21 protein-coding genes are annotated in these 23,037 nt (G+C 36.2%); 13 read left to right on the top strand and 8 right to left on the bottom strand.

Annotated features, from left to right (window positions below; translation table 11 throughout):
• Positions 1 to 74: 74 nt before the first annotated feature.
• Positions 75 to 1,871 carry a transcription termination factor Rho gene (gene rho, locus ACFO3O_RS10680; RefSeq protein ID WP_379978594.1) on the bottom strand — a complete coding sequence of 599 codons (1,797 nt, stop codon included), beginning with the start codon at positions 1,869 to 1,871 and terminating at the stop codon, positions 75 to 77.
• A 203-nt stretch (positions 1,872 to 2,074) separates the two neighbouring features.
• On the opposite strand from rho, the gene ACFO3O_RS10675 reads away from it, so the two are divergent.
• Entirely contained in the window at positions 2,075 to 2,485 is a 411-nt protein-coding gene (locus ACFO3O_RS10675) for a DUF4293 domain-containing protein (protein WP_379978593.1), read from the top strand.
• 257 nt (positions 2,486 to 2,742) lie between these two features.
• Here the strand turns inward: ACFO3O_RS10675 and ACFO3O_RS10670 are convergent, their stop codons facing one another.
• From ACFO3O_RS10670 to ACFO3O_RS10660, 3 genes are all read right to left on the bottom strand, one after another.
• The gene (locus tag ACFO3O_RS10670) at positions 2,743 to 4,002 is read right to left on the bottom strand and encodes an aminotransferase class I/II-fold pyridoxal phosphate-dependent enzyme (RefSeq protein ID WP_379978592.1); all 1,260 of its coding nucleotides are present in this window, start codon (positions 4,000 to 4,002) and stop codon (positions 2,743 to 2,745) included.
• A 147-nt stretch (positions 4,003 to 4,149) separates the two neighbouring features.
• Positions 4,150 to 5,190 (bottom strand): PLP-dependent cysteine synthase family protein, encoded by a 1,041-nt coding sequence (locus tag ACFO3O_RS10665; protein ID WP_379978591.1) that lies wholly within the window; start codon positions 5,188 to 5,190, stop codon positions 4,150 to 4,152.
• 80 nt (positions 5,191 to 5,270) lie between these two features.
• Complete coding sequence (locus ACFO3O_RS10660) at positions 5,271 to 7,406, bottom strand: S9 family peptidase (protein WP_379978590.1); 2,136 nt, start codon at positions 7,404 to 7,406, stop codon at positions 5,271 to 5,273.
• Positions 7,407 to 7,473: 67 nt separating this feature from the next.
• On the opposite strand from ACFO3O_RS10660, the gene ACFO3O_RS10655 reads away from it, so the two are divergent.
• Positions 7,474 to 7,794 carry a YbaB/EbfC family nucleoid-associated protein gene (locus ACFO3O_RS10655; protein WP_379978589.1) on the top strand — a complete coding sequence of 107 codons (321 nt, stop codon included), beginning with the start codon at positions 7,474 to 7,476 and terminating at the stop codon, positions 7,792 to 7,794.
• Positions 7,795 to 7,834: 40 nt separating this feature from the next.
• On the opposite strand, the gene ACFO3O_RS10650 is transcribed toward ACFO3O_RS10655, so the two are convergent.
• Together ACFO3O_RS10650 and folE are read right to left on the bottom strand one after the other, a co-directional pair.
• Positions 7,835 to 8,149: a hypothetical protein gene (locus tag ACFO3O_RS10650; RefSeq protein WP_379978588.1), complete on the bottom strand. Its 315-nt coding sequence runs from the start codon at positions 8,147 to 8,149 to the stop codon at positions 7,835 to 7,837.
• 74 nt (positions 8,150 to 8,223) lie between these two features.
• A complete protein-coding gene (gene folE, locus ACFO3O_RS10645) occupies positions 8,224 to 8,820 on the bottom strand; it encodes a GTP cyclohydrolase I FolE (RefSeq protein ID WP_379978587.1) in 597 nt (198 codons plus the stop codon).
• Positions 8,821 to 9,002: 182 nt separating this feature from the next.
• On the opposite strand from folE, the gene ACFO3O_RS10640 reads away from it, so the two are divergent.
• From ACFO3O_RS10640 to ACFO3O_RS10615, 6 genes are all read left to right on the top strand, one after another.
• A complete protein-coding gene (locus ACFO3O_RS10640; RefSeq protein ID WP_379978586.1) occupies positions 9,003 to 11,441 on the top strand; it encodes a DUF5916 domain-containing protein in 2,439 nt (812 codons plus the stop codon).
• Between the two features lie 65 nt (positions 11,442 to 11,506).
• Positions 11,507 to 12,172 carry an ABC transporter ATP-binding protein gene (locus ACFO3O_RS10635; protein ID WP_379978585.1) on the top strand — a complete coding sequence of 222 codons (666 nt, stop codon included), beginning with the start codon at positions 11,507 to 11,509 and terminating at the stop codon, positions 12,170 to 12,172.
• 1 nt (position 12,173) lies between these two features.
• The gene (locus ACFO3O_RS10630) at positions 12,174 to 13,874 is read left to right on the top strand and encodes an LIC_10190 family membrane protein (protein WP_379978584.1); all 1,701 of its coding nucleotides are present in this window, start codon (positions 12,174 to 12,176) and stop codon (positions 13,872 to 13,874) included.
• On the top strand, positions 13,867 to 14,631 hold the full coding sequence (locus ACFO3O_RS10625) for a TIGR02757 family protein (RefSeq protein WP_379978610.1): 765 nt from the start codon (positions 13,867 to 13,869) through the stop codon (positions 14,629 to 14,631). The genes ACFO3O_RS10630 and ACFO3O_RS10625 overlap by 8 nt, the downstream gene beginning before the upstream one ends.
• A gap of 238 nt (positions 14,632 to 14,869) precedes the next feature.
• Positions 14,870 to 15,154 carry a 4a-hydroxytetrahydrobiopterin dehydratase gene (locus ACFO3O_RS10620; protein WP_379978583.1) on the top strand — a complete coding sequence of 95 codons (285 nt, stop codon included), beginning with the start codon at positions 14,870 to 14,872 and terminating at the stop codon, positions 15,152 to 15,154.
• A 56-nt stretch (positions 15,155 to 15,210) separates the two neighbouring features.
• A complete protein-coding gene (locus ACFO3O_RS10615) occupies positions 15,211 to 15,939 on the top strand; it encodes a YebC/PmpR family DNA-binding transcriptional regulator (protein WP_379978582.1) in 729 nt (242 codons plus the stop codon).
• A gap of 80 nt (positions 15,940 to 16,019) precedes the next feature.
• Here ACFO3O_RS10615 and ACFO3O_RS10610 read toward each other — a convergent pair whose 3' ends face one another.
• Positions 16,020 to 16,184, bottom strand: coding sequence for a hypothetical protein (locus ACFO3O_RS10610; protein ID WP_379978581.1), 165 nt, complete (start codon positions 16,182 to 16,184; stop codon positions 16,020 to 16,022).
• Positions 16,185 to 16,393: 209 nt separating this feature from the next.
• Here ACFO3O_RS10610 and ACFO3O_RS10605 point away from each other — a divergent pair, with 209 nt between their 5' ends.
• Positions 16,394 to 17,287: an alpha/beta hydrolase gene (locus ACFO3O_RS10605; protein WP_379978580.1), complete on the top strand. Its 894-nt coding sequence runs from the start codon at positions 16,394 to 16,396 to the stop codon at positions 17,285 to 17,287.
• A gap of 23 nt (positions 17,288 to 17,310) precedes the next feature.
• On the opposite strand, the gene ACFO3O_RS10600 is transcribed toward ACFO3O_RS10605, so the two are convergent.
• Positions 17,311 to 17,625 carry a hypothetical protein gene (locus tag ACFO3O_RS10600; RefSeq protein WP_379978579.1) on the bottom strand — a complete coding sequence of 105 codons (315 nt, stop codon included), beginning with the start codon at positions 17,623 to 17,625 and terminating at the stop codon, positions 17,311 to 17,313.
• 127 nt (positions 17,626 to 17,752) lie between these two features.
• Here ACFO3O_RS10600 and ACFO3O_RS10595 point away from each other — a divergent pair, with 127 nt between their 5' ends.
• From ACFO3O_RS10595 to ACFO3O_RS10580, 4 genes are read left to right on the top strand one after another with little or no spacing between them, the layout of a single operon-like run.
• The gene (locus tag ACFO3O_RS10595) at positions 17,753 to 18,430 is read left to right on the top strand and encodes a TetR/AcrR family transcriptional regulator (protein ID WP_379978578.1); all 678 of its coding nucleotides are present in this window, start codon (positions 17,753 to 17,755) and stop codon (positions 18,428 to 18,430) included.
• A 1-nt stretch (position 18,431) separates the two neighbouring features.
• Positions 18,432 to 20,081: a peptidase domain-containing ABC transporter gene (locus ACFO3O_RS10590; RefSeq protein ID WP_379978577.1), complete on the top strand. Its 1,650-nt coding sequence runs from the start codon at positions 18,432 to 18,434 to the stop codon at positions 20,079 to 20,081.
• Positions 20,082 to 20,083: 2 nt separating this feature from the next.
• Positions 20,084 to 21,436 carry an HlyD family secretion protein gene (locus tag ACFO3O_RS10585; RefSeq protein WP_379978576.1) on the top strand — a complete coding sequence of 451 codons (1,353 nt, stop codon included), beginning with the start codon at positions 20,084 to 20,086 and terminating at the stop codon, positions 21,434 to 21,436.
• Positions 21,433 to 22,893: a TolC family protein gene (locus ACFO3O_RS10580; RefSeq protein WP_379978575.1), complete on the top strand. Its 1,461-nt coding sequence runs from the start codon at positions 21,433 to 21,435 to the stop codon at positions 22,891 to 22,893. The genes ACFO3O_RS10585 and ACFO3O_RS10580 overlap by 4 nt, the downstream gene beginning before the upstream one ends.
• Positions 22,894 to 23,037: the final 144 nt, after the last annotated feature.

Genomic DNA, 23,037 nt, shown 5'->3' with positions numbered 1-23,037 from the left:
TACGCTTTCGCGAAAGCGTAAAAACAAAAAATCCCCTCATTGCTGAGAGGATTTACTGATATATATGTTTGAAACTATTGATTCATAGAAATCAAGAACTCTTCGTTGTTACGTGTACTCTTAATACGATCACTCATGAATTGCATCGCTTCTACAGGATTCATATCAGCAAGGTACTTACGAAGTACCCATAAACGCTGACTTGTATCTTTAGAATGGAGTAAATCATCACGACGAGTACTTGAGGAAGTAAGGTCAATAGCTGGGAAAATACGTCTATTAGATATATTACGATCTAATTGTAATTCCATATTACCCGTTCCTTTAAATTCTTCAAAGATCACCTCATCCATTTTAGAACCTGTTTCGGTAAGTGCTGTTGCAATAATCGTTAATGATCCGCCATTTTCTATATTACGAGCTGCTCCAAAGAAACGTTTTGGTTTGTGTAATGCATTGGCATCGACCCCTCCAGAAAGAATCTTTCCTGAAGCAGGTTGCACTGTGTTATACGCACGTGCTAGACGTGTAATAGAGTCTAATAGGATCACTACATCATGACCACATTCAACCAGGCGTTTTGCTTTTTCTAACACAATATTTGCCACTTTTACGTGCTCATGTGCTTCTTTATCAAAGGTAGAAGCAACCACTTCACCTTTTACATTACGTTGCATATCTGTCACCTCTTCTGGGCGCTCATCTATAAGAAGAATCATTTGGTATACTTCAGGATGATTTGCTGCAATAGCATTTGCCACATCTTTAAGTAACATGGTTTTACCTGTTTTCGGCTGTGATACAATCATACCACGCTGTCCTTTTCCAATAGGTGCAAACATATCCATAATTCGTGTAGAAATACTAGATTGTCGCTCTGCGATATTGAATTTTTCTGTAGGAAACAAAGGTGTTAAGTGCTCAAAAGAGACTCTATCCCTCACGATATTAGGACTTAAACCATTGATCTTAGAGACCTTAATTAAAGGGAAATACTTTTCTCCTTCCTTAGGCGGTCGGATGACTCCGAGTACGGTATCTCCTGTCTTTAACCCAAATAAACGGATTTGAGATTGTGACACATAAATATCATCTGGAGACGCTAGGTAATTATAATCTGATGATCTTAAGAAACCATAGCCGTCTTGCATGATATCAAGTACTCCTTCACTTTCAATAATCCCTTCAAACTCAAAATCTGGTTCGCGATAGCGATTTCGGCTATCTTTATTACCATTTCCCGTGTTAGAATTATTGCGGTTATTATTCTGGTTACGATTATTCTGATTACGATTGCTATTTGTATCGCGATTATTATTTGCGTCACGATTACTATTAGAGTCGCGATGCGGTCGCTTGTTGCTAGAACGGTTATCACGTTGAGAATCTCTAGATTTTTGTTCGTTAGAATTTGTATCTGGACTTTTCTCTTTCGGTTTATCGTTTATTTGAGCTGCCGCTGGCTTTTTTGTGTTCTCCTTCTGAGGTGTTTTTGTATTTTCTTTAGGAGCTGTTTTTCTTTCCTTAGAAGCAGCTGATGGATTCGCAGTAGGTTTTTCGTCCTCTTGCCGCTTATTTTTTGGATTTTGGCTTCTAGGCCTTTGTGTTTTTTCGCGTGCAGGTCTCTTTTGAGCTTCTGCGGTTTCGGGCGTTTTAGGCCTCGTTTCTTGAGTTACTTTTTTAGGAGGCTCCGGCTTAGAAGGCTTTACAACAGTACTCGCAACCTTTTCAGGCTCTGCAGCTTGTACATCTAAAATTTTATAGACTAGGTCTAATTTTTTTAGTGTTCTATATTTAGGCACCTTAATACCTTTAGCGATTTCCTGTAACTCAGGAAGTTTTTTTGATTTTAATTCTGAAATGTCAAACATCTAGTAACTAGAGTGAATTAATAATTGGATAAAAAAATTTGAAAATATATCGAAAGAAGAAATCGATAAATTAAACTAGCAAGAATATAATAAGCGGAGAGCTTACTACCTTATTACATTACAATGATACAATTTTATTTTTAAACTTTTCCAAATAACTCACAAAAGAAACTTATTTTTGCATCTGAAATTATTTACACGACGTGATACAACGCATTCAATCTATATATTTAGCACTAGCCAGCCTTGCTTCTTTAGCATTGCCATTTGTTTTTAGCCTCTATGCCAATCCGGATGGTACGGCTTCATGGGCTAAAGATGATGCTATTGTTCTAGGGCTTTTTGTTCTAAGTGGCGTGTTATCACTTATTACTATATTTCTCTACAAAAAAAGACAGAATCAGTTTGTTTTAGGACGACTCATAATCATATTAAACTTTGTTTTATTAGGTGTATTGGTATACCGATCACAAATCTTATCCGGAGGAACGGCGGTTCTTGAGAAGGGTATTGGAATGATCATCCCGCTTATTTCTATCGTTTTACTGGCTTTAGCAAATAAGGCTATTAAGCGTGATGAGGATCTCGTAAAATCTGTAGATCGATTGCGATAGACCTATAAATCTTAGTTATTAGTGCGAAAACCCTTCAGAAATGGAGGGTTTTATTTTTTAAGAGCGATAAGAAGTCTAGTATACATTTTTTTTGCCTATTAATGGGCAAAAGAATTACGCTCTAAAGCAACATAACACTCAAGAAAGCCAGATCTCTCAAATAATCAATAACTACTGAAACTTTCTATAATAAAAAAACCGATGCTGAGTGACACTCAGCATCGGTTTGTTATCTATTACTTCTTATAAGAATCTTTTTAAGCGCCTAGAGCAGCTTCTACTCCTGCAGAAAGTCTTTTATAGGTTCCATTCTCCAAACGTGTTCTAATCGCTTCAAATGCCACTAGCGTTTCCTCTACATCTGTTAATGTATGTGATGCTGTAGGAATCATACGTAAAAGAATCAATCCTTTAGGAATCACAGGATATACCACGATAGAACAGAATACTCTGTGATTCTCGCGTAAATCCTTTACAAGCGCCATTGCTTCTGGAATACTTCCTTTAAGATATACGGGAGTCACACAACTTTGTGTAGTACCAATATCAAATCCTCTTTCTTTTAATCCTCCCTGAAGAGCGTTTACGTTTTCCCATAGCTTCTCACGAAGTTCTGGCATAGTACGTAACATATCCAGTCTTTTAAGAGCTCCAACTACAAGTTGCATCTGCAATGATTTTGCAAACATTTGAGATCTTAAGTTGTATTTTAGGTAGTCTATAATTTCTTGATCACCTGCGATAAAAGCACCTGTACTCGCCATTGATTTTGCAAACGTAGCAAAATACACATCTATATCGTCTTGTACCCCTTGTTCTTCACCAGCTCCAGCACCTGTAGCTCCTAATGTTCCGAATCCGTGAGCGTCATCTACTAATAAACGGAAGTTGTATTTTTTCTTAAGCGCAACAATCTCTTTAAGTCTTCCTTGTTCTCCTCGCATTCCAAAAACACCTTCAGAGATCACAAGGATTCCTCCTCCTGTTTGCTCTGCCATTTTTGTAGCACGCTCAAGGTTTTTTTCGATACTCTCCATATCGTTGTGCTTGTACGTAAATCGTTTTCCCATATGTAAACGAACTCCATCGATAATACAAGCGTGAGTATCTACATCATACACAATGACATCATCTTTTGATACTAATGCATCAATCGTAGAAAGAATGCCTTGGTATCCAAAATTTAATAAGTAAGCCGCATCTTTGTTCACAAAAGCTGCAAGTTCATTTTGTAATTGCTCATGAAGCTCTGTGTGACCACTCATCATTCGCGCTCCCATTGGATAAGCACTTCCGTAATCTGCAGCAGCTTGTGCATCGACCTCACGTACTTCTGGACGATTAGCAAGTCCTAAGTAATCGTTGACACTCCAAGTAATTACTTCCTTTCCTTGAAATCCCATACGGTTAGAAATAGGGCCTTCTAGTTTAGGGAAAACAAAGTAGCCTTCTGCTACTGATGCCCATTTTCCTAATGGTCCTTTATCTTTGTATATTTTATCAAATAAGTCCTTCATATTCAAATTTTCAAACGAAATGCAAAATTACATAAATTAAATATGTTGACCTAATTCAAAATTACAATCAATATATGTCCAAACACACTAAAAAAACTCTTACCAATTGGTAAGAGTTTTTTTAGTGTAGACTCAATTGGTAGTGAGTTACTTTATATATTCTATTGTTTGCACTTCTTCCATATTTTTGCTATCAAAAAAGCCTTGATCGCGCATCCATTTATCACTAAAGACTTTACTCATATAACGGCTTCCGTGATCTGGAAAAATGACAACCACTTTACTATCTTCATCAAAAACTCCTTCGGCAGCTAATTGTTTTAATCCTTGAATGGCCGCTCCACTTGTGTAGCCTACAAATAATCCTTCGGTTTGAGCAATTTCTCTAGCAGAGTGTGCACTACTTTCGTCAGATACTTTTACAAACATATCTATTGCATCAAAGTCTGTAGCCGTTGGTATTAAGTTTTTACCTAAACCTTCTATTCGGTATGGGTAGATTTCACTAGCATCAAACTCACGTGTCTCATGGTACTTTTGGATGACAGATCCATACGCATCTACACCTATTATCTGTATGTTTGGATTTTTAGATTTCAAGAAACGGGCTGTTCCTGAGATGGTTCCTCCTGTACCGCTACACGCGATAAGATGTGTTATTTTTCCTTCCGTTTGATTCCAAATTTCAGGTCCAGTTGTATTGAAATGTGCATCTATATTAGATTCATTAAAGTACTGGTTAATATAAACAGATCCTTTGGTCTCTTCGTGTAAACGTTTTGCAACGCTGTAATAAGAACGAGGATCATCTGCGCTTACATTAGCAGGGCATACATATACCTTTGCTCCCATTGCTTTCAAAGCATCTATCTTATCTGGTGATGATTTTGAACTTACAGCGAGAATACATTCGTATCCTTTTATGATGCTTACCATAGCAATACTAAAACCTGTGTTTCCAGAGGTGGTCTCTATAATGGTATCGCCAGGTTTTAACACTCCATTACGCTCTGCTTCTTCTATAATATGAAGTGCGATACGGTCTTTTGAAGAATGTCCTGGATTAAAGGCTTCTACTTTAGCGTAAAAGTCTCCATCAAAATCTTTTGTAATTCTATTCAGCTTGATAAGTGGTGTATTCCCTATGAGTTGCAATACATTATCGTAAACGTGAAGTTGATCAGCCATAAAAATTAAGTTAGATATTGAGTTTATTTCTGGTTAAAATCAATACTCAAATCGGTAACAAAAGTACTATATTTTTTTTATTATTTATCGATATTTTCCAAATCTAATAGGAATGCGTAGTCTTTAGCTACTTCTTTAAGTGATTCAAATCTTCCTGAAGCACCACCATGACCAGATTCCATGTCACAATAAAAAAGTATTTGATTATCTCCTGTATGGTGCTCTCGCAGCTTTGCCACCCATTTTGCAGGTTCCCAGTACTGTACTTGGCTATCGTGATATCCTGTGGTTACGAATAGGTTTGGGTACGCTTTCGCGAAAGCGTTATCATACGGACTATAACTTTTCATATAGTCATAATACTCTTTTACATTTGGATTTCCCCACTCATCGTATTCTCCTGTAGTCAAGGGAATAGAATCATCCAACATCGTGGTTACTACATCTACAAAGGGAACCGATGCAATCACTCCGTGATACAGTTCTGGTGCCATATTGATAATGACGCCCATTAAAAGACCCCCTGCAGACCCTCCAGAGGCATACAAATGTTCTTCTGAAGTATAGTCATTGGCTATTAAATACTTCGAAACATCTATAAAATCTGTGAAGGTATTTTTCTTTTTAAGTAATTTTCCATCTTCATACCATTGTCTTCCTAAATATTCGCCTCCTCGTACGTGTGCAATGGCATATATAAAACCTCGATCAAGCAAACTTAATCGTATGGAAGAAAATGAAGGATCTATCGTGTTTCCATAACTTCCGTAAGCATATTGTAAAAGCGGGGCTTCCCCGTTTTTCTTTGTGTCTTTATGATATACTAAAGACACAGGAACCTTAACACCGTCTCTGGCAGTTGCCCAGATGCGCTCCATAATGTAGTTATCTTTATCAAAGGTTCCTCCTAGTACCTCTTGTTCTTTCTTTACTTCTTTTTCTTTTGTAACCATATTAAAATCGATTACAGAACTAGGCGTATTTAATGCATTATACCCATATCGAAGTATCTCTGTATCAAAATCTACATTTGTTCCTGTATAAGCTGTATACGTTTCATTATCAAAAGGCAGGTAATAATCTTCTGAGCCATCCCAACGCTTAATGTGTATTTTATTAAGCCCGTTAGTTCGCTCACTTACAACTAAAAAGTCCTTAAAAATGTCTACATCTTCTAGTAAGACATTTTCTCTATGGGGAATGACTTCCGTCCAATTTTCTTTTTCAGTAGCCGTCTCTGAAGTTTTCATCAACTTGAAATTAGTTGCATTGTCCATATTTGTGAGGATATAAAACTCTTCACCATAATGTGCTATGCTATATTCTAAACCTCGTTCTCTCTTCTGAAGCATTTTGAAATCCCCCACACTATCGTCTGCAGTAGTGAATTGATATTCAGAAGTAAGAGTGCTACTAGATCCAATAACAATAAATTTTCTAGATTTTGTTTTATAAACAAAGGTATTGAAGGTCTCATCATCTTCCTGAAAAACCAGCTGATCGTCTTCTGGGGAAGTTCCTAATATGTGTTTAAATATTTGGTTGGAACGGAGCGTCTCTTCGTCCTTTCTACTATAATAAACTGTTTTGTTATCATTTGCCCAAACAGCAGCCCCTGTAGTGTTTTCTATTTTTTCATCTAGGAGTTCTCCTGTGACAAGATTTTTGAATTGTATGGTATACTTACGTCTACTCACAAGGTCAATTCCAAAGGCAGCCATGGTATTATCTTCAGAAATACTATATCCTGCTTGTTTAAAATACGCTTGCCCTTCTGCCATCACGTTATTATCAAAAAGGATGATTTCTTCACTATTTAATGAATCCTTTTTTCTACAATATATGGGATACCCTTTGTTTTTCTCATAGCGTCCATAATACCAGTATCCATTTCTTTTGTATGGAACAGAAGCGTCATCTTCTTTGATGCGTCCTTTCATCTCTTCAAAGAGCGTTGTCTGAAAGTCTTTGGTATGCTCAGTCAGCTTATTATAATAATCATTTTCTCGCTCTAGGTAATCGATCACTTCAGGATGATCTCTTTCATTCATCCAGAAATAATTATCTACTCGGATGTCCCCGTGCTTTTCTAGATTTACTGGTTTTTTTTCTGCTTTTGGGGGAAGGATATCTTTTGTCAAATTTCTTTTGTTTTTTTGATTACAACCGCTTACAAAAATAAGGGTAAGTACTAATAGGGGAACTATTTTTTTCATACTTTATTCATAGATTTGGAACGGTCAATTTAATAAATTTGCAGTAATCATTTTAAAATTATAAAATATGTTTGGAGATATGATGGGCCTTATGGGCAAATTAAAAGAGGCAAAAGCAAAGGCAGAAGCTACAAAAGAACGTCTTAAAACAATTCTCGTAGATGAGCAATCTAGTGATGGCTTACTTAAAGTAACTGCTACTGCAAATGGTCGTATGAAAGAAATTCAAGTTTCTGAGGATCTTTTACAAGACAAAGAACAACTAGAAGACTACCTTATTTTAACTATTAACAAAGCATTGGAAAAGGCTCAAAATATTCACGATACAGAAATGTCTGCTGTTGCCAAAGAAGGAATGCCAAATATCCCTGGTATGGATATGTTTTAGTCCCAATGACCCGATAGAGCAACTAAGATATCATTAAGATTCAGGTAATATCTATAATGTCATTTTCTTTTTCCTTTGTTGTTTCTTTTTCATTTCTGGCTATGACATAGGTGTATAACCACATTAATGTAAAAGAAGGAATCACATCTACAACTGGAAGTAATTCTTCTATAAAGGTAGCTGCACCAGCAATTTTACCTGCATTTCCTTTATACATTTTTGTCATAATCCAGGCAGAAAGTGGTGCCCAAATCACATCTGAAAAGTCACCAAAGAGCGGTAAAACCCAGCTAGAAGTAACAATACCTAGCCCATCTAATACAAGACCAATAATTAATAATTTGTATTTACTCATAATCGCATTAAATATAACACTTTTGTCTTAGCAATTGATATGCCAAGCACAATTATGGATAAACGCTATTAAAATCAGGATAGACTTGAGCTTATGAGTTTAAGAAATTCTGAACGCGTTTCTATCTTTTCAAATTGTCCTCTAAAACCAGAGGTTGTGGTTGTAGAATTCTGTTTTTGAACTCCACGCATCATCATACACATGTGTGATGCTTCTATAACAACAGCAACTCCTTTAGGTTTTAAAGTAGTATTGATGCATTCTAGGATGTCATGAGTGAGGCGTTCTTGAACTTGTAAGCGTCTTGCAAATACGTCTACAATACGGGGAAGTTTACTTAATCCAACAATATGCCCATTAGGGATATATGCTATATGCGCTTTTCCAAAAAATGGAAGCATATGATGCTCACAAAGAGAATATAACTCGATGTCTTTTACAATGACCATGTCATCATAGTCCTCTTTGAACATAGCACCTTTCAAAATTTTGGCAGCATCCATTTCATATCCAGAGGTAAGAAATTGCATTGCCTTTGCAGCTCTTTCGGGGGTTTTTACAATTCCTTCTCTCGAAATGTCTTCACCTAAATCATCTATGATAGATTCAAAACTCTTTTTGACATTCTCAGTAACATTTATATTGTATTCTTCAAATTTTCTGTAGGGCATATTTTTTTTTATTCTGCAATTAATACTATTTTTTTGTTTAACTAAGTTAGAGAATTATTTAACAAAAAATCTTTACAAAGATACTTTATTTGTTAACGAGACCTATTTTCTTTTTAACTTTTAATTAGTACAAAGATCTTATAGACACCTTTAGATTTGCATTTTCACCACAAAAATCACGTATGTTTAAGAAGGTCTCCGTTTTTTTATTTGTCGTAACTGTTTTCATGCAGCAATCCCTACTAGCACAAAAAAAAGAACTTACAGCTACTAGAATCAATACACCTCCAAAAATTGACGGTGTGTTAGATGATGCTATATGGGATGAACTCACTACGTATAGAGACTTCCAAATGTTTGAGCCCGGAAATGAAGGAACTATAGAAGAGGCTTTTAGAACTGAAATAAAGATGGCATATGATGATAAAGCAGTCTATATTGCTGCCTACATGTATGACCCTTCTCCAGACTCTATTGCAAGTCAGTTTTCGCAACGGGATGAAATTTTTGTACAAGCAGATCACTTTATGGTGGCACTCAATACCTATGATGATGGTATCAATGAAACGCGATTTTTTGTCACCAGTGCAGGCACTATAGGGGATCAACGTGTGACACAAAATGACCGAGACTTTGGTTTTAATGTTGTTTTCCAATGTAGAGTATCGCGTGATGAAAAAGGATGGTATGCAGAATATCGTATTCCTTATAATGCCTTGCGCTTCCCAGAAGTGGATGTTCAAAACTGGAGTATAAATTTTTATCGCAGACTTTTACGCAAAAACGAAACACATACATGGAATTTTATAGAAAGAGGAATAGGGCGAGATACACAATATAACGGACTCGTAAAGGGAGTTAAAGATATAGATCCTCCTGTACGTCTTACTTTCTTCCCTTTCGCGCAAGCGCAAACAGTTACATTTGACGGTGAAAGCGAAACCAACTTTGCTGGGGGCTTAGATATAAAATATGGTCTCAGTGATAGTTTTACATTAGACGCACAATTAATCCCTGATTTTGGACAAGTCGCTTTTGATAATGTGGTGCTTAATCTAGGTCCTTTTGAGCAAACTTTTAGTGAGAATAGACCTTTCTTTACAGAGGGTATTGATCTTTTTCAAAAAGGACGTGTTTTCTTTTCTAGACGTATCGGAGGTAGTCCTTCTGGGAGTGTAGAAAACCTAGCAGAAAATGAAGAAATTATCGATCAGCCTGATAATGTAAAACTTTTAAATTCTTTAAAATTATCTGGACGTACCCAAAAAGGGCTAGGAGTCGGAATCCTTAATTCTATAGGAGAAAATACATTTGCAACCATACGTGATACAATAACTGGTATATCCAGAGAAGAACGTATAGAACCGTTGACAAACTATAATGTTTTTGTATTAGACCAGCAGTTTAACCAAAACTCATCAGTCTCGCTTATCAATACAAGCGTGATACGAAGCGGAAGCCGTTTTAGAGACGCTAATGTTACTGGGGGCGTATTTGACATTGCAGACAAAGGGAATAACTTTAGAGTATCTGGACGTGGAATTTTCAGTAATGTGCGTACTTCAGAAGGACTAACTACAGGTTTTCAATCGGAGTTTGATTTTAGAGAAATTAAAGGACAGTGGCGTTATCGTTTTGGACATGACTTTGCCAATACCACCTTAGATATTAACGATTTAGGATTAAATTTTAGAAATAATTTCAATAATTTCACTGTCGGTGGTTCTTATGAAATCATACAACCTAGAGGAAAATTTAATAGGTATCGTATTAGTGCAACTGCACGGCATAGAAGATTATATAGACCAAGTGTACAAACGCGAAATAGTATTAGCATCAATTCTTTTTTTGCTACTGTAGAGCGTTTTGCGTTTGGACTCGATGCAGATTATAATTCTAGAGATAATGATTACTTTGAACCAAGAGTAGAAGGACGTTTTGTGATTTTTGAACCTAATGCGAGTTTGCGTGGTTTTATATCTACCGACTTTAGAAAGAAGTTTGCTTTTGATCTACGTGGCAATGTACGGCAATGGTATGGCAATCAAGATCAAGTAAATTATAGTCTTAACTTTTCGCCTAGATACCGCTTTTCAGATAAATTCCTTTTAGTTCTCTCTTCCAATTACAGCACACGTAGAAAGAATTTTGGATGGGTTGACAACACTGATGAAGATGTTTTTTTAGGCCTTAGAGACGTCACCTCTTTTGAGAATTCTATAAGAGCAAGCTATAATTTTGATCCATTTAAAGCGATCGATTTGCGCCTGCGTAACTTCTGGAGTGTCGCAGATCATAGCAGTAATGTCTACTTTATCCTCAATGAGGATGGTACACGAACCCAAATATATACCTACGACACCACCGTACAAAGAGATCCTAATACCAATTTTAATATTTGGAACATGGATTTGAGTTTTAGATGGCGGTTTGCCCCCGGAAGCGAAGCAACACTTCTCTATAGAAATCAGATTTTTAATAGTGATGATCAATCACAATTAAACTACACAGAAAGCCTTAGCTCTCTTTTTGACCAACCTTTACAACACACAGTATCATTACGTGTCACCTATTTTATAGATTACAACAATATCAAAACCGTCTTTAAAAAGCACTCATAACTCTTATAGCATTACCGTTGCTTGATAGGTTAGAATGTAGTACTTTCACTTCGTAAACAGATGAAATGGTAACAGCAAAGCATATTTCAAAATCATACGGTGACTTAAAGGTACTTAAAGACGTATCGCTAGACATACAAAAAGGAGAAGTCGTTTCTATTGTAGGGCCAAGTGGAGCTGGTAAAACAACCCTTCTTCAGATATTAGGTACGCTAGATACACCAGACGTTAATGAAAACACTTTTTTAGAAATAAATAAGGAATCTTTACATAGGCTTTCGCCAAAAGAACTCAGTCAGTTTAGAAATAAGCACATTGGATTTATCTTTCAATTTCACCAATTACTACCCGAGTTTACAGCCTTAGAAAATGTGTGTATCCCCGCGTATATCGCTAAAAAATCAAAAGCTGAAGCAGAAAAAAGAGCCAAAGAACTCTTAGACTTTTTAGGATTATCACAACGATATCACCATAAACCCAACGAACTCTCAGGAGGAGAGCAACAACGGGTTGCTGTGGCCAGAGCCTTGATGAATAAACCGTCTCTTATTCTTGCCGATGAGCCTTCAGGAAATCTTGATACAGAAAGTGCTGAAAATTTACACGAATTATTTTTTAAACTCCGTGATGAGTTTGGACAAACACTCGTCATTGTGACTCATAACGAAGAACTTGCTAACATGGCAGATCGTAAACTCACTATGGTAGATGGTTCTTTTGTAACTTCATAATATGCTGGCAGTTCTTACATACTGGTGCTATCTGTTTTTTGTAACAAGTGTGGTAGGAGTTGGATTTCAACATTTTTGCAAGCTAGGGAAATCTCACCCGGTTATTCCATTTTTTTTAGGAGGCTTCGCGATTTCCATATTCGCAAGCATTTGGGCTATTTTCAGTGGACTAGGAAATGTTTTTGAAAGTTTTCTGGTGCTTATTACTTTAGGATTAGGCATCTGGAAACGAAAGGTATATCATGCATTTCTCCTTTCGCTTAAAGCGAAAATAAAAACACTCCCCTCCTATCTCATTATCCTATTTGTTGTCATTACACTATTCGCCATCGCACAATGCGCCAGTGCGCCTTACATTATAGATAACGAGTCTTATTATATACAAACCATCAAATGGCTTGACACTTTTGGATTTGTAAAAGGTCTTGCTAATTTTCATTTCTTTTTAGCACAAAATTCGGGATGGCATATTTTACAAAGTGCCGTAAATTTGGATGGTGTACTCCAATTTCTCAACGATATCAACGGGTTTTACTTGATACTAGGTAATTTTTATGCATTAGATTACCTTGGGCGATTTTTCAAACATAAAGAGAAACAGTTCTTACTGATAGGCTTATTTCCTATTTTTAATGTATTCTTATTTCAGTTTATAAGTTCGCCATCACCAGACCTACCTATTTACCTGCTTTCTTTGCTCATTTTCGGAGAGTTCTTAAAACACTATACTTCTAGTGAAACATCTACCATCAGCCTCTTATTTGCCCTGGGAGTCTTTGCTATTTTTATCAAAGTAACCGCAGTTTTTCTGATCTTATTTCCTGTTATTTTATACGCAAAAAACAGAAAATTACTCAAACAAGATTTTCTAAAATTAATCCTTATTTCAGGGATTACGTTTATCCTTTTTGTGATAAAAAATAGTATTATTTCTGGATATCCACTATATCCTATCGCTAGTTTTCGATTAACCAATGTAGATTGGATATTACCCATAGCCCTTCAAGAATACCTTGTAGAAACAACGAAACATTATGCTTTCTTTTTAACTCCAGAAGAATATCAAAACACCACGTTTATGCAACGTGTAATTCATTGGCTTCGACTCCCAAAACTTCATGGGCTATTTAATGTATCGATGTGTATTGCTTTAGTCATTTTCCCATTTTTAATTAGGAAAATTCGTTTTAAAAAGCCGTTGTACATTCTTTATTTCATAAGTAGTGCTCAACTCCTATTCTTATGGCTCACCTCGCCTCAATATCGATTTTTTTTAGGATTCTTCATGCTATTAGTACTTACCATAATTACAGTGTGTATCACAAAAAAAATACTTGTTAAAATAGGAATTACCATAGCCACCGTAGCGATTGCAATACCTCTGTTTATTCCGTTTAATCTCAATGCACTTACAGAGAATGAATTTCAATTAAGGCTTAGCGTATTTTCTATGGATTACCTCATCAAACCACATCCAAACACAAAATATACGCAAGCTATCTATACAACACACCAAGAGGGAAATTTGAAATTACAGACGCCCACCAATATTGATTTTTTCTGGGCGACAGGCGACTGCGAACTTCCCTGCATCCAATTACAGCATCTTACCGATTTTAAAGCTTATTTCAGGTCTACACCTCAAATGCGCACCAACGATCTAAAAGATGGCTTTTACTCCTACACATTTGATGATGAATAAAAAAGAGCTTAAAATTTTTCTAGATGAAAAAGCGATACAATACGAACACCCCGATTTTATTCCACACGATCCTATTCAGATTCCGCATCGGTTTGAGAAGAAAGAAGATGTTGAAATTGCTGCTTTTTTGACCGCGACCATCGCCTGGGGAAATCGGAAGAGTATTATCACTAATGCCACTAAACTTATGGATTTGATGGGCAATGCGCCTCATGATTTTATTCTTAATTATGATCCTGATCAAGCAAATCTCTTCGATGGATTTGTTCACCGGACTTTTAACGCACAAGATCTGGAAACCTTTATCCGATCACTTCATAATATCTATCACCATCACAACGGACTAGAAGCCGTATTTGCTTCGGGCATTACCAAATCGGGACTACAACCTGCTATTTCTCATTTTAAAGAGATCTTTTTTGAAGTACCGCATCAACAACGTACTCAAAAGCATGTGAGTGATCCATTGCGTAATTCGGCAGCGAAGCGGATCAATATGTTTTTACGATGGATGGTGCGCGATGCCAGAGCAGGCGTTGATTTTGGAATTTGGAAAAACATCTCACCAGCACTTCTCTCCTGTCCTCTGGATGTGCATACGGGTAATGTGGGGAGGAAGTTGAGATTGCTTTCGCGAAAGCAAAATGACGCCAAATCTCTCGCCGAACTCGATGCTTCACTACGTAAACTGGATCCTCAAGATCCAGTCAAATACGACTTTGCCCTCTTTGGATTGGGTGCTTTTGAGGGATTCTGAAACAGCAGGTAGTCTTTAGCTGTTAGCTCTTCTATAAAGCAGGTCTCTGATATAAATCGACCATGTTAAAGCTGAAACTTATAAAAGTAAACGTACAACCTTATTATTCCCTAAGATTATGTTATTTTTATTCTGAGTACGCTTTCGCGAAAGCGAAATTACGTACATTAGAGTTTCAGTATTTAAGCACTTAGATACGAGTTAAATCATTCAATAACCTAGTAAAAACACAAGCGCTATGAAGCCACTTACAAAAGCACAGATTAACGACCGTTTAGAAGATTTTCCAGATTGGGAATATGAAGACAATGCGATTCATACTACTTTGGAATTTGAGAATTTTAGAGAAGTATTTTCTACCATGACACGCATTGCTTTTGAAGCAGAGCGTTTACAACACCATCCGGATTGGAGTAATGTGTATAATGAGTTATCTATCTCTCTTTCTACCCATGATGCTGGAGGAGTCACCGAAAAAGATTTTGACTTAGCCGCTGCCATTGAAGATATTCTCAATGCCTAGATTCTTTGAAAAGTCTTAGTTTTTATTATTTTTACAGCCAGAAATAAAAAGTATGTATGGGAAGAGCATTTGAATTTAGAAAAGCACGTAAAATGAAACGCTGGAGCGCTATGTCAAAAGCGTTTACACGTATCGGGAAAGACATCGTAATGGCTGTAAAAGAAGGCGGTCCTGATCCTGATAGCAACTCCAGATTGCGCGCTGTTATTCAAAACGCCAAATCTGTAAATATGCCTAAAGACAATGTGGAGCGTGCCATAAAGCGCGCTTCAGATAAAAGTCAAGGCGATTATAAAGAAGTGATTTTTGAAGGATATGCACCGCATGGTATTGCGATTCTTGTAGAAACAGCTACAGACAATAATACACGTACTGTTGCCAACGTCCGATCCTATTTTAATAAATGTGATGGAAGCTTAGGCACCTCTGGATCTGTTGTTTTTATGTTTGACCATACCTGCAATTTTTGTGTAAACGCAGAAGGACTAGACGTAGAAGAAATAGAACTTGAGTTTATAGACTATGGCGCTAATGAGGTTTTTCAAGATGAAGAAGGTATTCATATATATGGAGAATTTGAAAGCTTTGGTGCAATCCAAGGAGCGTTAGAAGAACGGGGTATTGAGATTATATCGTCTGGGTTTGACCGCATGCCTCAAGTTACTAAAAAATTAACGCCAGAGCAAGAAGAAGATGTCAATAAACTATTAGAAAAAATAGAAGAAGATGACGATGTTCAGAATGTATTCCACACGATGGAATCTTCTGATGATGAAGAAGAATAAAAACTTCGTTTATACCCATAAAAGAGGCTGTTTCAGATGTATCTAAAACAGCCTCTTTTGCTTTTACTTTACAGAAAATTCTAATCAGAAATAACGGTATGACAATGACAAATAGATGCCGGTTGGGATCTTTCACAATTCGCTCTTGTATAATTATTCTGAACCCCTCCCTCAATACGGGAAGACTGTAGGTTGGTAATGGTTACTTTTTTTAGTCCTAACGTTTTAATGTGCTTTTTTTTCATAATAAATTTATTATTTTACATTCTTAATGTGTTAATATACAAAATGTTATGAATTTTCTTCTGTTTATTTATAAAATTAACTTTTGAAGAGGCTTACTTTTTGTGGAACATTAAATCCTAGCGAGACCTTATCTACTATTATTGTGCATTTTTTTGTAACTCAATACACAAAAAATAGTCTAATGTGATAGCATACATCAAATTTTGACATGGCAAAAAAATATAGAAAACGTAAAATTGCAGCAATGCTTTTGGTCACCGTGAGCATTGCTGTATTCTTTATAACCCATCAGGTATTACCCTACGCCATCATATCGCGTCATAAACAACCTTCTACTCAACTTCCCTCCGAACTAGGTTTAAAAGCAGAAAAAGCATCCTTTAAAATTAACGACAGTATACAATTAAAAGGCTACTGGGTGACGCCAAAAAACAATCCACCTAAAAGTATTATGTTATTACTACATGGTATCGGTGGAGGAAAAGAGCATTTTTACGAACTCGCCAAATCACTCGCAGATCAACAAATAGCATCTGTTGTTTATGATGCGCGTGGTCATGGTGAAAGTGATGGAAACTATATATCCTATGGATTTTACGAAAAAGAAGATGTATCTGTGATTGTAAGTAAAGTGAAAGAGCGATATCCTGATATACCTCTAGGGGTTTGGGGCAATTCTATGGGAGGTACCGTTGCCTTACAAGCACTTGCTATGGAGCCTCGATTAAACTTCGGTGTGATAGAAAGTACTTTTACAGATCTTAAAACTATTGTAAATGATTATCAAAAACGATATTCTTTTGGAATTGGACTTCAATCTATATGCAACTATGCACTAAGTCGAGCTGGTGAGATTGGAAAATTTGACCCTTCAAAAGTGCGTCCCATAGATGCTGTAAAAAACATCGAACAATCCATTTTTATAGCTCATGGCACTGAGGATCCAAACATCAAATTCGAGTATGGAAAAGCGTTGTTTGACAACCTAAAAACAAAAGATAAAATATTTTATCCCGTACAGGGAGCCAATCATTATGATCTTTTTGAAGTTGGCGGTGATGCCTACACAGAAGCTGTTCTTAAATTTATTAAAAGACAATAAACCACTTAATTACTGGATCAATATCACACCTTCACGATTCGATCTAAAAACTCTTTATTTTGCTCAGAATCGATATAGATAAGGGGTTCAGCAAATAGTGTAGGCATCTGTTTTGAGTACTTATCCCTTATTTTCTTGTTAATTGTATCAAAAAGTAATGCTTTAGAAATTCCTTTAATAATAAACTGTTTTGCCCCTTGTAACTCATGATTTTCATTGAGTTCGTACATCTCTTTTTCTCCTATAGATGCTTGAGTAATAAATTTATTTTCAAGCAAATACACTGCAATTTCTTTTGCTTGTGCTGCATTATGAGCGACTACATTTAATAACATCATACCCAATGGTTTTAAAAATTACTGATCATAAATTAATTAAAAAAAGGTGTTGCACACGTTAAAAGCGAGTTAAACTATTTAATAGTAATAGTATTACTATTAAATTTGAAATCAATTACATCAAAACATGCAACGACTTCTTTTAAATTTAAAGATTAGTGTCCCTGAAAAACTCTATGTCAAGGATCCAGAATCTTCCAGCTTAGGAAAGCGTATTGTTCAAAACAGTATCACCCTTATAGACCAATTAGGTTTTGAAGAATTTACCTTTAAAAAGCTAGGAAGCCAGATCGGCTCTAATGAAAGTTCGATTTACCGTTATTTTGAAAATAAACATATGTTACTGTTATATCTTACCAACTGGTATTGGGGATGGACAGAATATCGACTAGTTTTTTCTACGGCAGCTTTAAGTGATCCAAAACAAAAATTGCAACAGGCGCTAGAGGTTGTCACACAAGTCGTACAAGAAGATTCTAATTTTTCACATATTAATGAGGTGCTGCTAAGTAAAATTATCATCAGCGAGTATTCAAAATCCTACCTTACCAAAGAAGTAGATACTGAAAACAAAGAAGGCTATTTTTTGATATATAAACGGTTGGTGACACGCTTACGCGAAATCATACAAGACGTGAATCCCAACTATCCATATCCTGCGAGTCTTGCTAGTACCGTTTTGGAAGGAACCTTACACCAACACTTTTTAAAGGAACACTTTACCTCTATTACAGATTGTGGGGATACCGTATCTCCTACAGATTATTTTACTCATCTAGTTTACAACACATTAAATTTAAGATAACATGGCAAAAACTGTTCTTACAGCCACCCAACGTCTTACAGGTCTATTACAGTTAGACCGAAAGGATATAAAACAGATTATTTTTTATGCCATTTTTGCAGGGTTAGTCAGCTTGTCTTTACCCTTAGGAATACAAGCTATCATCAATCTTATCCAAGGGGCGCAAATGAGTACCTCATGGATTGTACTCGTCGTTTTAGTAACGATAGGGACTATTTTTGTGGGTGCATTACAACTGATGCAAATGCGTATTTTGGAGAATGTACAGCAAAAATTATTTATGCGCTCCTCTTTTGAGTTTGCGTATAGATTTCCTAAAATAAAAATGAGTGAACTTAGTAATTTCTATCCACCAGAATTAGCCAATCGTTTTTTTGATACGCTAACCATTCAAAAAAGTTTACCTAAAATCCTTATTGATTTCCCTGCAGCTATACTACAAATAGTATTTGGGTTATTATTACTGTCTCTCTACCATCCATTCTTTATCATATATGGAGTACTTTTGATCTTTTTAGTATACTTAGTTTTTAAGTTTACAGCCCAGAAAGGATTAGATACGAGTCTAGATGAGTCAAAACAAAAATATAAAGTAGCGCATTGGATTCAAGAAATAGCAAGAACTATTACCAGTTTTAAGCTTTCTGGACAGACTTCACACGCACTTGAAAAAAATGATAAATTGGTCTTAGAATACCTACGCGCTCGTGAAAGCCACTTTAAAATCCTTGTGCTCCAATTTATGCAAATGATTGGTTTTAAAGTACTCGTTACTGCTGGATTATTACTTATAGGTGGTATTCTCGTTTTAAATCAACAAATGAATATTGGTCAGTTTGTTGCTGCAGAAATTATCATTCTACTGGTAATTAGCTCAGTAGAAAAACTCATTACAGGACTAGAATCTGTATATGATGTCCTTACTTCCCTTGAAAAAATAGGCCAAGTGGTAGATAAAGAGTTAGAACCCCAAGATGGAGACCGTCCATTAGATGAGAACACACCGCTTTTAGTCGAACTAAAAAACGTAAGCTATAAACACATTATAAAAGATGTTTCTTTAATACTTAAACCAGGTCAAAACTATATCATTCAAGGTCCGCAAGGCTCAGGTAAAACTACTTTATTGCGTCTTATCGCTGGTATTTTTGAACCCACAACGGGTACTATATTTATAAATGAAAGATCATTAAGAAGCATCCATTTAAATCATTATAGATCGTATGTAGGACAATCTTTAAATGAAGAGTCTCCCTTTGAAGGTACGCTTAAAGAAAATATTACCTTCGGAGACGATTCTATCTCAGAAAAACAAATTGATTGGGCGGTAGAAAAAACAGGTCTTTCTGATTTTGTAAAAAGTCAAGAAAATGGTCTTCAAACGATGATTTATCCAGAAGGAAAACAAATTCCTTATACCATTACCAAGAAGATTGTGCTAGCACGTAGTATTATCAGAAAACCAAAATTACTCATTTTAAAAGATCCACTAGATCACTTTAGCGAAAACGAAGCAGATACTCTTATAAAGTTTTTAGCTGGAAAAGAACACGCCTGGACCCTTCTCGTTGTAAGTCAAAATCCTAAATGGAAACAATTTTGTCACAACCATATTATAGTAGAAAACGGATCTATCATTAAAAAAGATTAATCATGCTTAATATTACCGAAAATAAACTCAATAAGACCGTAGACCTAAAAAAATATAAGGCGGTAACGAAGGTAATGCACAAAAAGCATTACAAACATTTTAATCAATTTTTAATCACATTTTCCATCATAGGGCTTATTATTCTTTTCCTTCCTTGGACACAAAATATTACAGGAAGCGGATACTTAACAACCTTAAGACCAGAACAACGTGCCACTACTGTGCAATCTCAAATACCAGGACGAATAGAAAAATGGTATGTACAAGAAGGTGATTTTGTAGAAAAAGGAGATACCATTATGCATATTTCTGAGATTAAAGATGATTATTTTGATCCTAATTTAATTCCCCGAACAGAACAACAAATAAAAGCAAAATCTGGTTCGGTAACTGCCTACCAAGGAAAGGTTAATGCACTAAATAATCAAGTGGTCGCTTTACAACAAGAACGTCTACTCAAACTAGAGCAAGCACGTAATAAATTGTTACAGGCAAAATTAAAAGTGCAAAGCGATAGTATAGATCTAGAAGCTGCCAAAACCAATCTTACTATTGCCGAACGTCAATATGAACGTACAGAGCAGTTACAAGTTGAAGGTTTGAAAGCGACCAAAGATGTAGAGGACAAACGACTAAAATTGCAGGAAACTCAGGCTAAATTAATTTCTCAAAAAAATAAGTTACTTACAAGCAAAAACAATGTTCTCAACGCACAGGTAGAGATTACCCGCACACAAGCAGAGTATGTAGATAAGATTTCTAAAGCACAAAGTGATAAATTTACAGCGTCCTCTAGCGGTTTTGACGCAGAAGCGCAAGTGACAAAATTAGAAAACTCACTCACTAATTATCAGATACGTAATAGTCTTTATTATGTCCGTGCGCCGCAGAGTGGGTACATCAACAAAGCTATAAAAGCAGGTGTAGGAGAAACATTTAAAGAAGGTGACGAACTTATAAATATCATGCCTGACAATGCAGATTTAGCAGTAGAAATGTTTATCAACCCTATAGACTTACCACTTGCTAATAAGGGAAGTGACGTTCGTATTCAATTTGATGGATGGCCAGCTATTATTTTTAGTGGGTGGCCCAATGTGTCTACAGGAACTTATGGAGGAAAAATTGTAGCGGTAGAAACCTTTATAAGTGATAATGGAAAATACAGGTTATTAATTGCACCAGATCCCGATGAAGAACCATGGCCAGAAGCATTACGTGCTGGCTCAGGGGCACGCTCTATTGCATTGCTAGATGATGTTCCTATCTGGTTCGAACTTTGGCGACAACTCAATGGATTTCCCCCTAATTATTATCAACCCGATTCAGCAACCAAAAAGACAGCATCAAAATGATGAAACTATTTTTGTATACGGCTTTATTTCTTTTAGGATCCGCTTTCGCGAACCTGTCTGCCGCTAGTGCTCAAAACATAGCACGACAGGCAGGAGCGCAAACAACCCCACTCCCAAAAGCTGAAAAAATATTAGGCTTTGAAGAATATCTAGGCTACGTAAAACAGTTTCATCCACTTGTAAAACAGGCAGGCTTAGTCCTCACCGAAGGACAAGCGGAAGTTCTGAGAGCTCGTGGAGGATTTGATCCGAAACTAGTGGCAGACTACGAACGCAAAGATTTTAAAGATCTTGAGTATTATGACCTTTTTGATGCAAAACTTAAAATCCCTACTTGGTATGGTGTCGAGTTAAAAGCAGGTTTTGAGCGTAATGAAGGGGTTTTCTTAAATGATCAAAACTTTGTACCTGATGACGGTCTATTTGCTGCGGGAATTTCTGTGGACATAGGACAAGGATTTTGGATTAATGAACGTATGGCTACCCTACGCAAAGCAAAATTTTTTAGGCAACAAACACAAGCAGATCGTGATTTACTTCTCAATCAAGTGATTTACGACGCCTCCCTCGCGTATTTTAATTGGTTACAAGCCTACCAAGATGCCATTACTATTGAGCAATTTGTGGCTAATGCCACCTTACGTTACGAAGGAATTCAAAAAAATGTAGAAGTGGGCGAAAGCGCCCAAATAGATGCCACCGAGGCATTAATATCGTTACAAGACAGACAATTAAGTTTTGAACAAGCAAAAGTAACCTTATTCAATGCTGGGATGCGACTCTCTAACTTTTTATGGCTCACTGATGACACACCATTAGAATTGGAAGAAAATGTGATTCCTAACTTAAATATTGTAAGCGAAATAGATATCTCTCTACAAATTGCTGGGCAATCACTTGAGACATTTACTATAGCGAATCATCCTAAACTACAATCGCTCAATCTTAAACTTGAAGCGCTTCAAGTAGACCGAAGTCTAAAAGCAAACAAGTTACTTCCTAAATTAAAATTGGAATATAATTTCTTAACAGAAACTCCTGACATAGGAAATAGCTTTTTGGCCAATCAGTATAAAGGAGGAGTGAACTTTAGTTTTCCATTATTTTTAAGAAAAGAACGAGGTGATCTAAAACTATCTAAGCTTAAAATTCAGAATACAGAATTGGATCTTATTACAACAGAATTAATGATTCAAAATGACGTGAAGGCCATTTATCAAGAATTAGAATCCTACACGAAACAAAATACACTTATAGCAGATATTGTCACAAATTATCAAGTATTACTCTCTGGAGAGGAGCGTAAATTTGAAGTAGGAGAAAGTTCTATTTTCTTAGTGAATTCTAGAGAGCGAAGTCTGATTGATTCGTATTTAAAGCAGAATAAACTTCAGAATAGTTTCTTAAAGACAAAAGCAAAACTTTTTAAGAGTATTGGGGTACGACCTGAGTTGTAATTTCTCAGCTATTGGTCTTTAGCAATTGGCTATTAGCGTTTTGCACGTTGTAAAGGATATAACTTTCCGTTTACACTCTTCTATGACACAGATGCTAGTATACGAACGGAAATTAGACTAGAATAACTTGATTAACGATTGCTG

Origin of the sequence: Dokdonia ponticola (genome assembly GCF_042653865.1) — a bacterium.
GTDB classification, from domain to species: Bacteria; Bacteroidota; Bacteroidia; order Flavobacteriales; family Flavobacteriaceae; genus Dokdonia; species Dokdonia ponticola.
This window is presented reverse-complemented; position numbering and strand designations above follow the sequence as displayed.

Excerpts from the sequence above, each read along its gene's own strand:
- ACFO3O_RS10580 (WP_379978575.1), top strand. The coding sequence starts at position 21,433 with ATGATGAAACTATTTTTGTATACGGCTTTATTTCTTTTAGGATCCGCT.
- ACFO3O_RS10595 (WP_379978578.1), top strand. The coding sequence starts at position 17,753 with ATGCAACGACTTCTTTTAAATTTAAAGATTAGTGTCCCTGAAAAACTC.
- folE (WP_379978587.1), bottom strand. The coding sequence starts at position 8,820 with ATGCCCTACAGAAAATTTGAAGAATACAATATAAATGTTACTGAGAAT.
- ACFO3O_RS10610 (WP_379978581.1), bottom strand. The coding sequence starts at position 16,184 with ATGAAAAAAAAGCACATTAAAACGTTAGGACTAAAAAAAGTAACCATT.
- ACFO3O_RS10670 (WP_379978592.1), bottom strand. The coding sequence starts at position 4,002 with ATGAAGGACTTATTTGATAAAATATACAAAGATAAAGGACCATTAGGA.
- ACFO3O_RS10600 (WP_379978579.1), bottom strand. The coding sequence starts at position 17,625 with ATGATGTTATTAAATGTAGTCGCTCATAATGCAGCACAAGCAAAAGAA.
- ACFO3O_RS10635 (WP_379978585.1), top strand. The coding sequence starts at position 11,507 with ATGGTAACAGCAAAGCATATTTCAAAATCATACGGTGACTTAAAGGTA.
- ACFO3O_RS10655 (WP_379978589.1), top strand. The coding sequence starts at position 7,474 with ATGTTTGGAGATATGATGGGCCTTATGGGCAAATTAAAAGAGGCAAAA.
- rho (WP_379978594.1), bottom strand. The coding sequence starts at position 1,871 with ATGTTTGACATTTCAGAATTAAAATCAAAAAAACTTCCTGAGTTACAG.
- ACFO3O_RS10650 (WP_379978588.1), bottom strand. The coding sequence starts at position 8,149 with ATGAGTAAATACAAATTATTAATTATTGGTCTTGTATTAGATGGGCTA.
- ACFO3O_RS10620 (WP_379978583.1), top strand. The coding sequence starts at position 14,870 with ATGAAGCCACTTACAAAAGCACAGATTAACGACCGTTTAGAAGATTTT.
- ACFO3O_RS10630 (WP_379978584.1), top strand. The coding sequence starts at position 12,174 with ATGCTGGCAGTTCTTACATACTGGTGCTATCTGTTTTTTGTAACAAGT.
- ACFO3O_RS10660 (WP_379978590.1), bottom strand. The coding sequence starts at position 7,406 with ATGAAAAAAATAGTTCCCCTATTAGTACTTACCCTTATTTTTGTAAGC.
- ACFO3O_RS10640 (WP_379978586.1), top strand. The coding sequence starts at position 9,003 with ATGTTTAAGAAGGTCTCCGTTTTTTTATTTGTCGTAACTGTTTTCATG.
- ACFO3O_RS10585 (WP_379978576.1), top strand. The coding sequence starts at position 20,084 with ATGCTTAATATTACCGAAAATAAACTCAATAAGACCGTAGACCTAAAA.
- ACFO3O_RS10665 (WP_379978591.1), bottom strand. The coding sequence starts at position 5,190 with ATGGCTGATCAACTTCACGTTTACGATAATGTATTGCAACTCATAGGG.
- ACFO3O_RS10625 (WP_379978610.1), top strand. The coding sequence starts at position 13,867 with ATGAATAAAAAAGAGCTTAAAATTTTTCTAGATGAAAAAGCGATACAA.
- ACFO3O_RS10590 (WP_379978577.1), top strand. The coding sequence starts at position 18,432 with ATGGCAAAAACTGTTCTTACAGCCACCCAACGTCTTACAGGTCTATTA.
- ACFO3O_RS10605 (WP_379978580.1), top strand. The coding sequence starts at position 16,394 with ATGGCAAAAAAATATAGAAAACGTAAAATTGCAGCAATGCTTTTGGTC.
- ACFO3O_RS10615 (WP_379978582.1), top strand. The coding sequence starts at position 15,211 with ATGGGAAGAGCATTTGAATTTAGAAAAGCACGTAAAATGAAACGCTGG.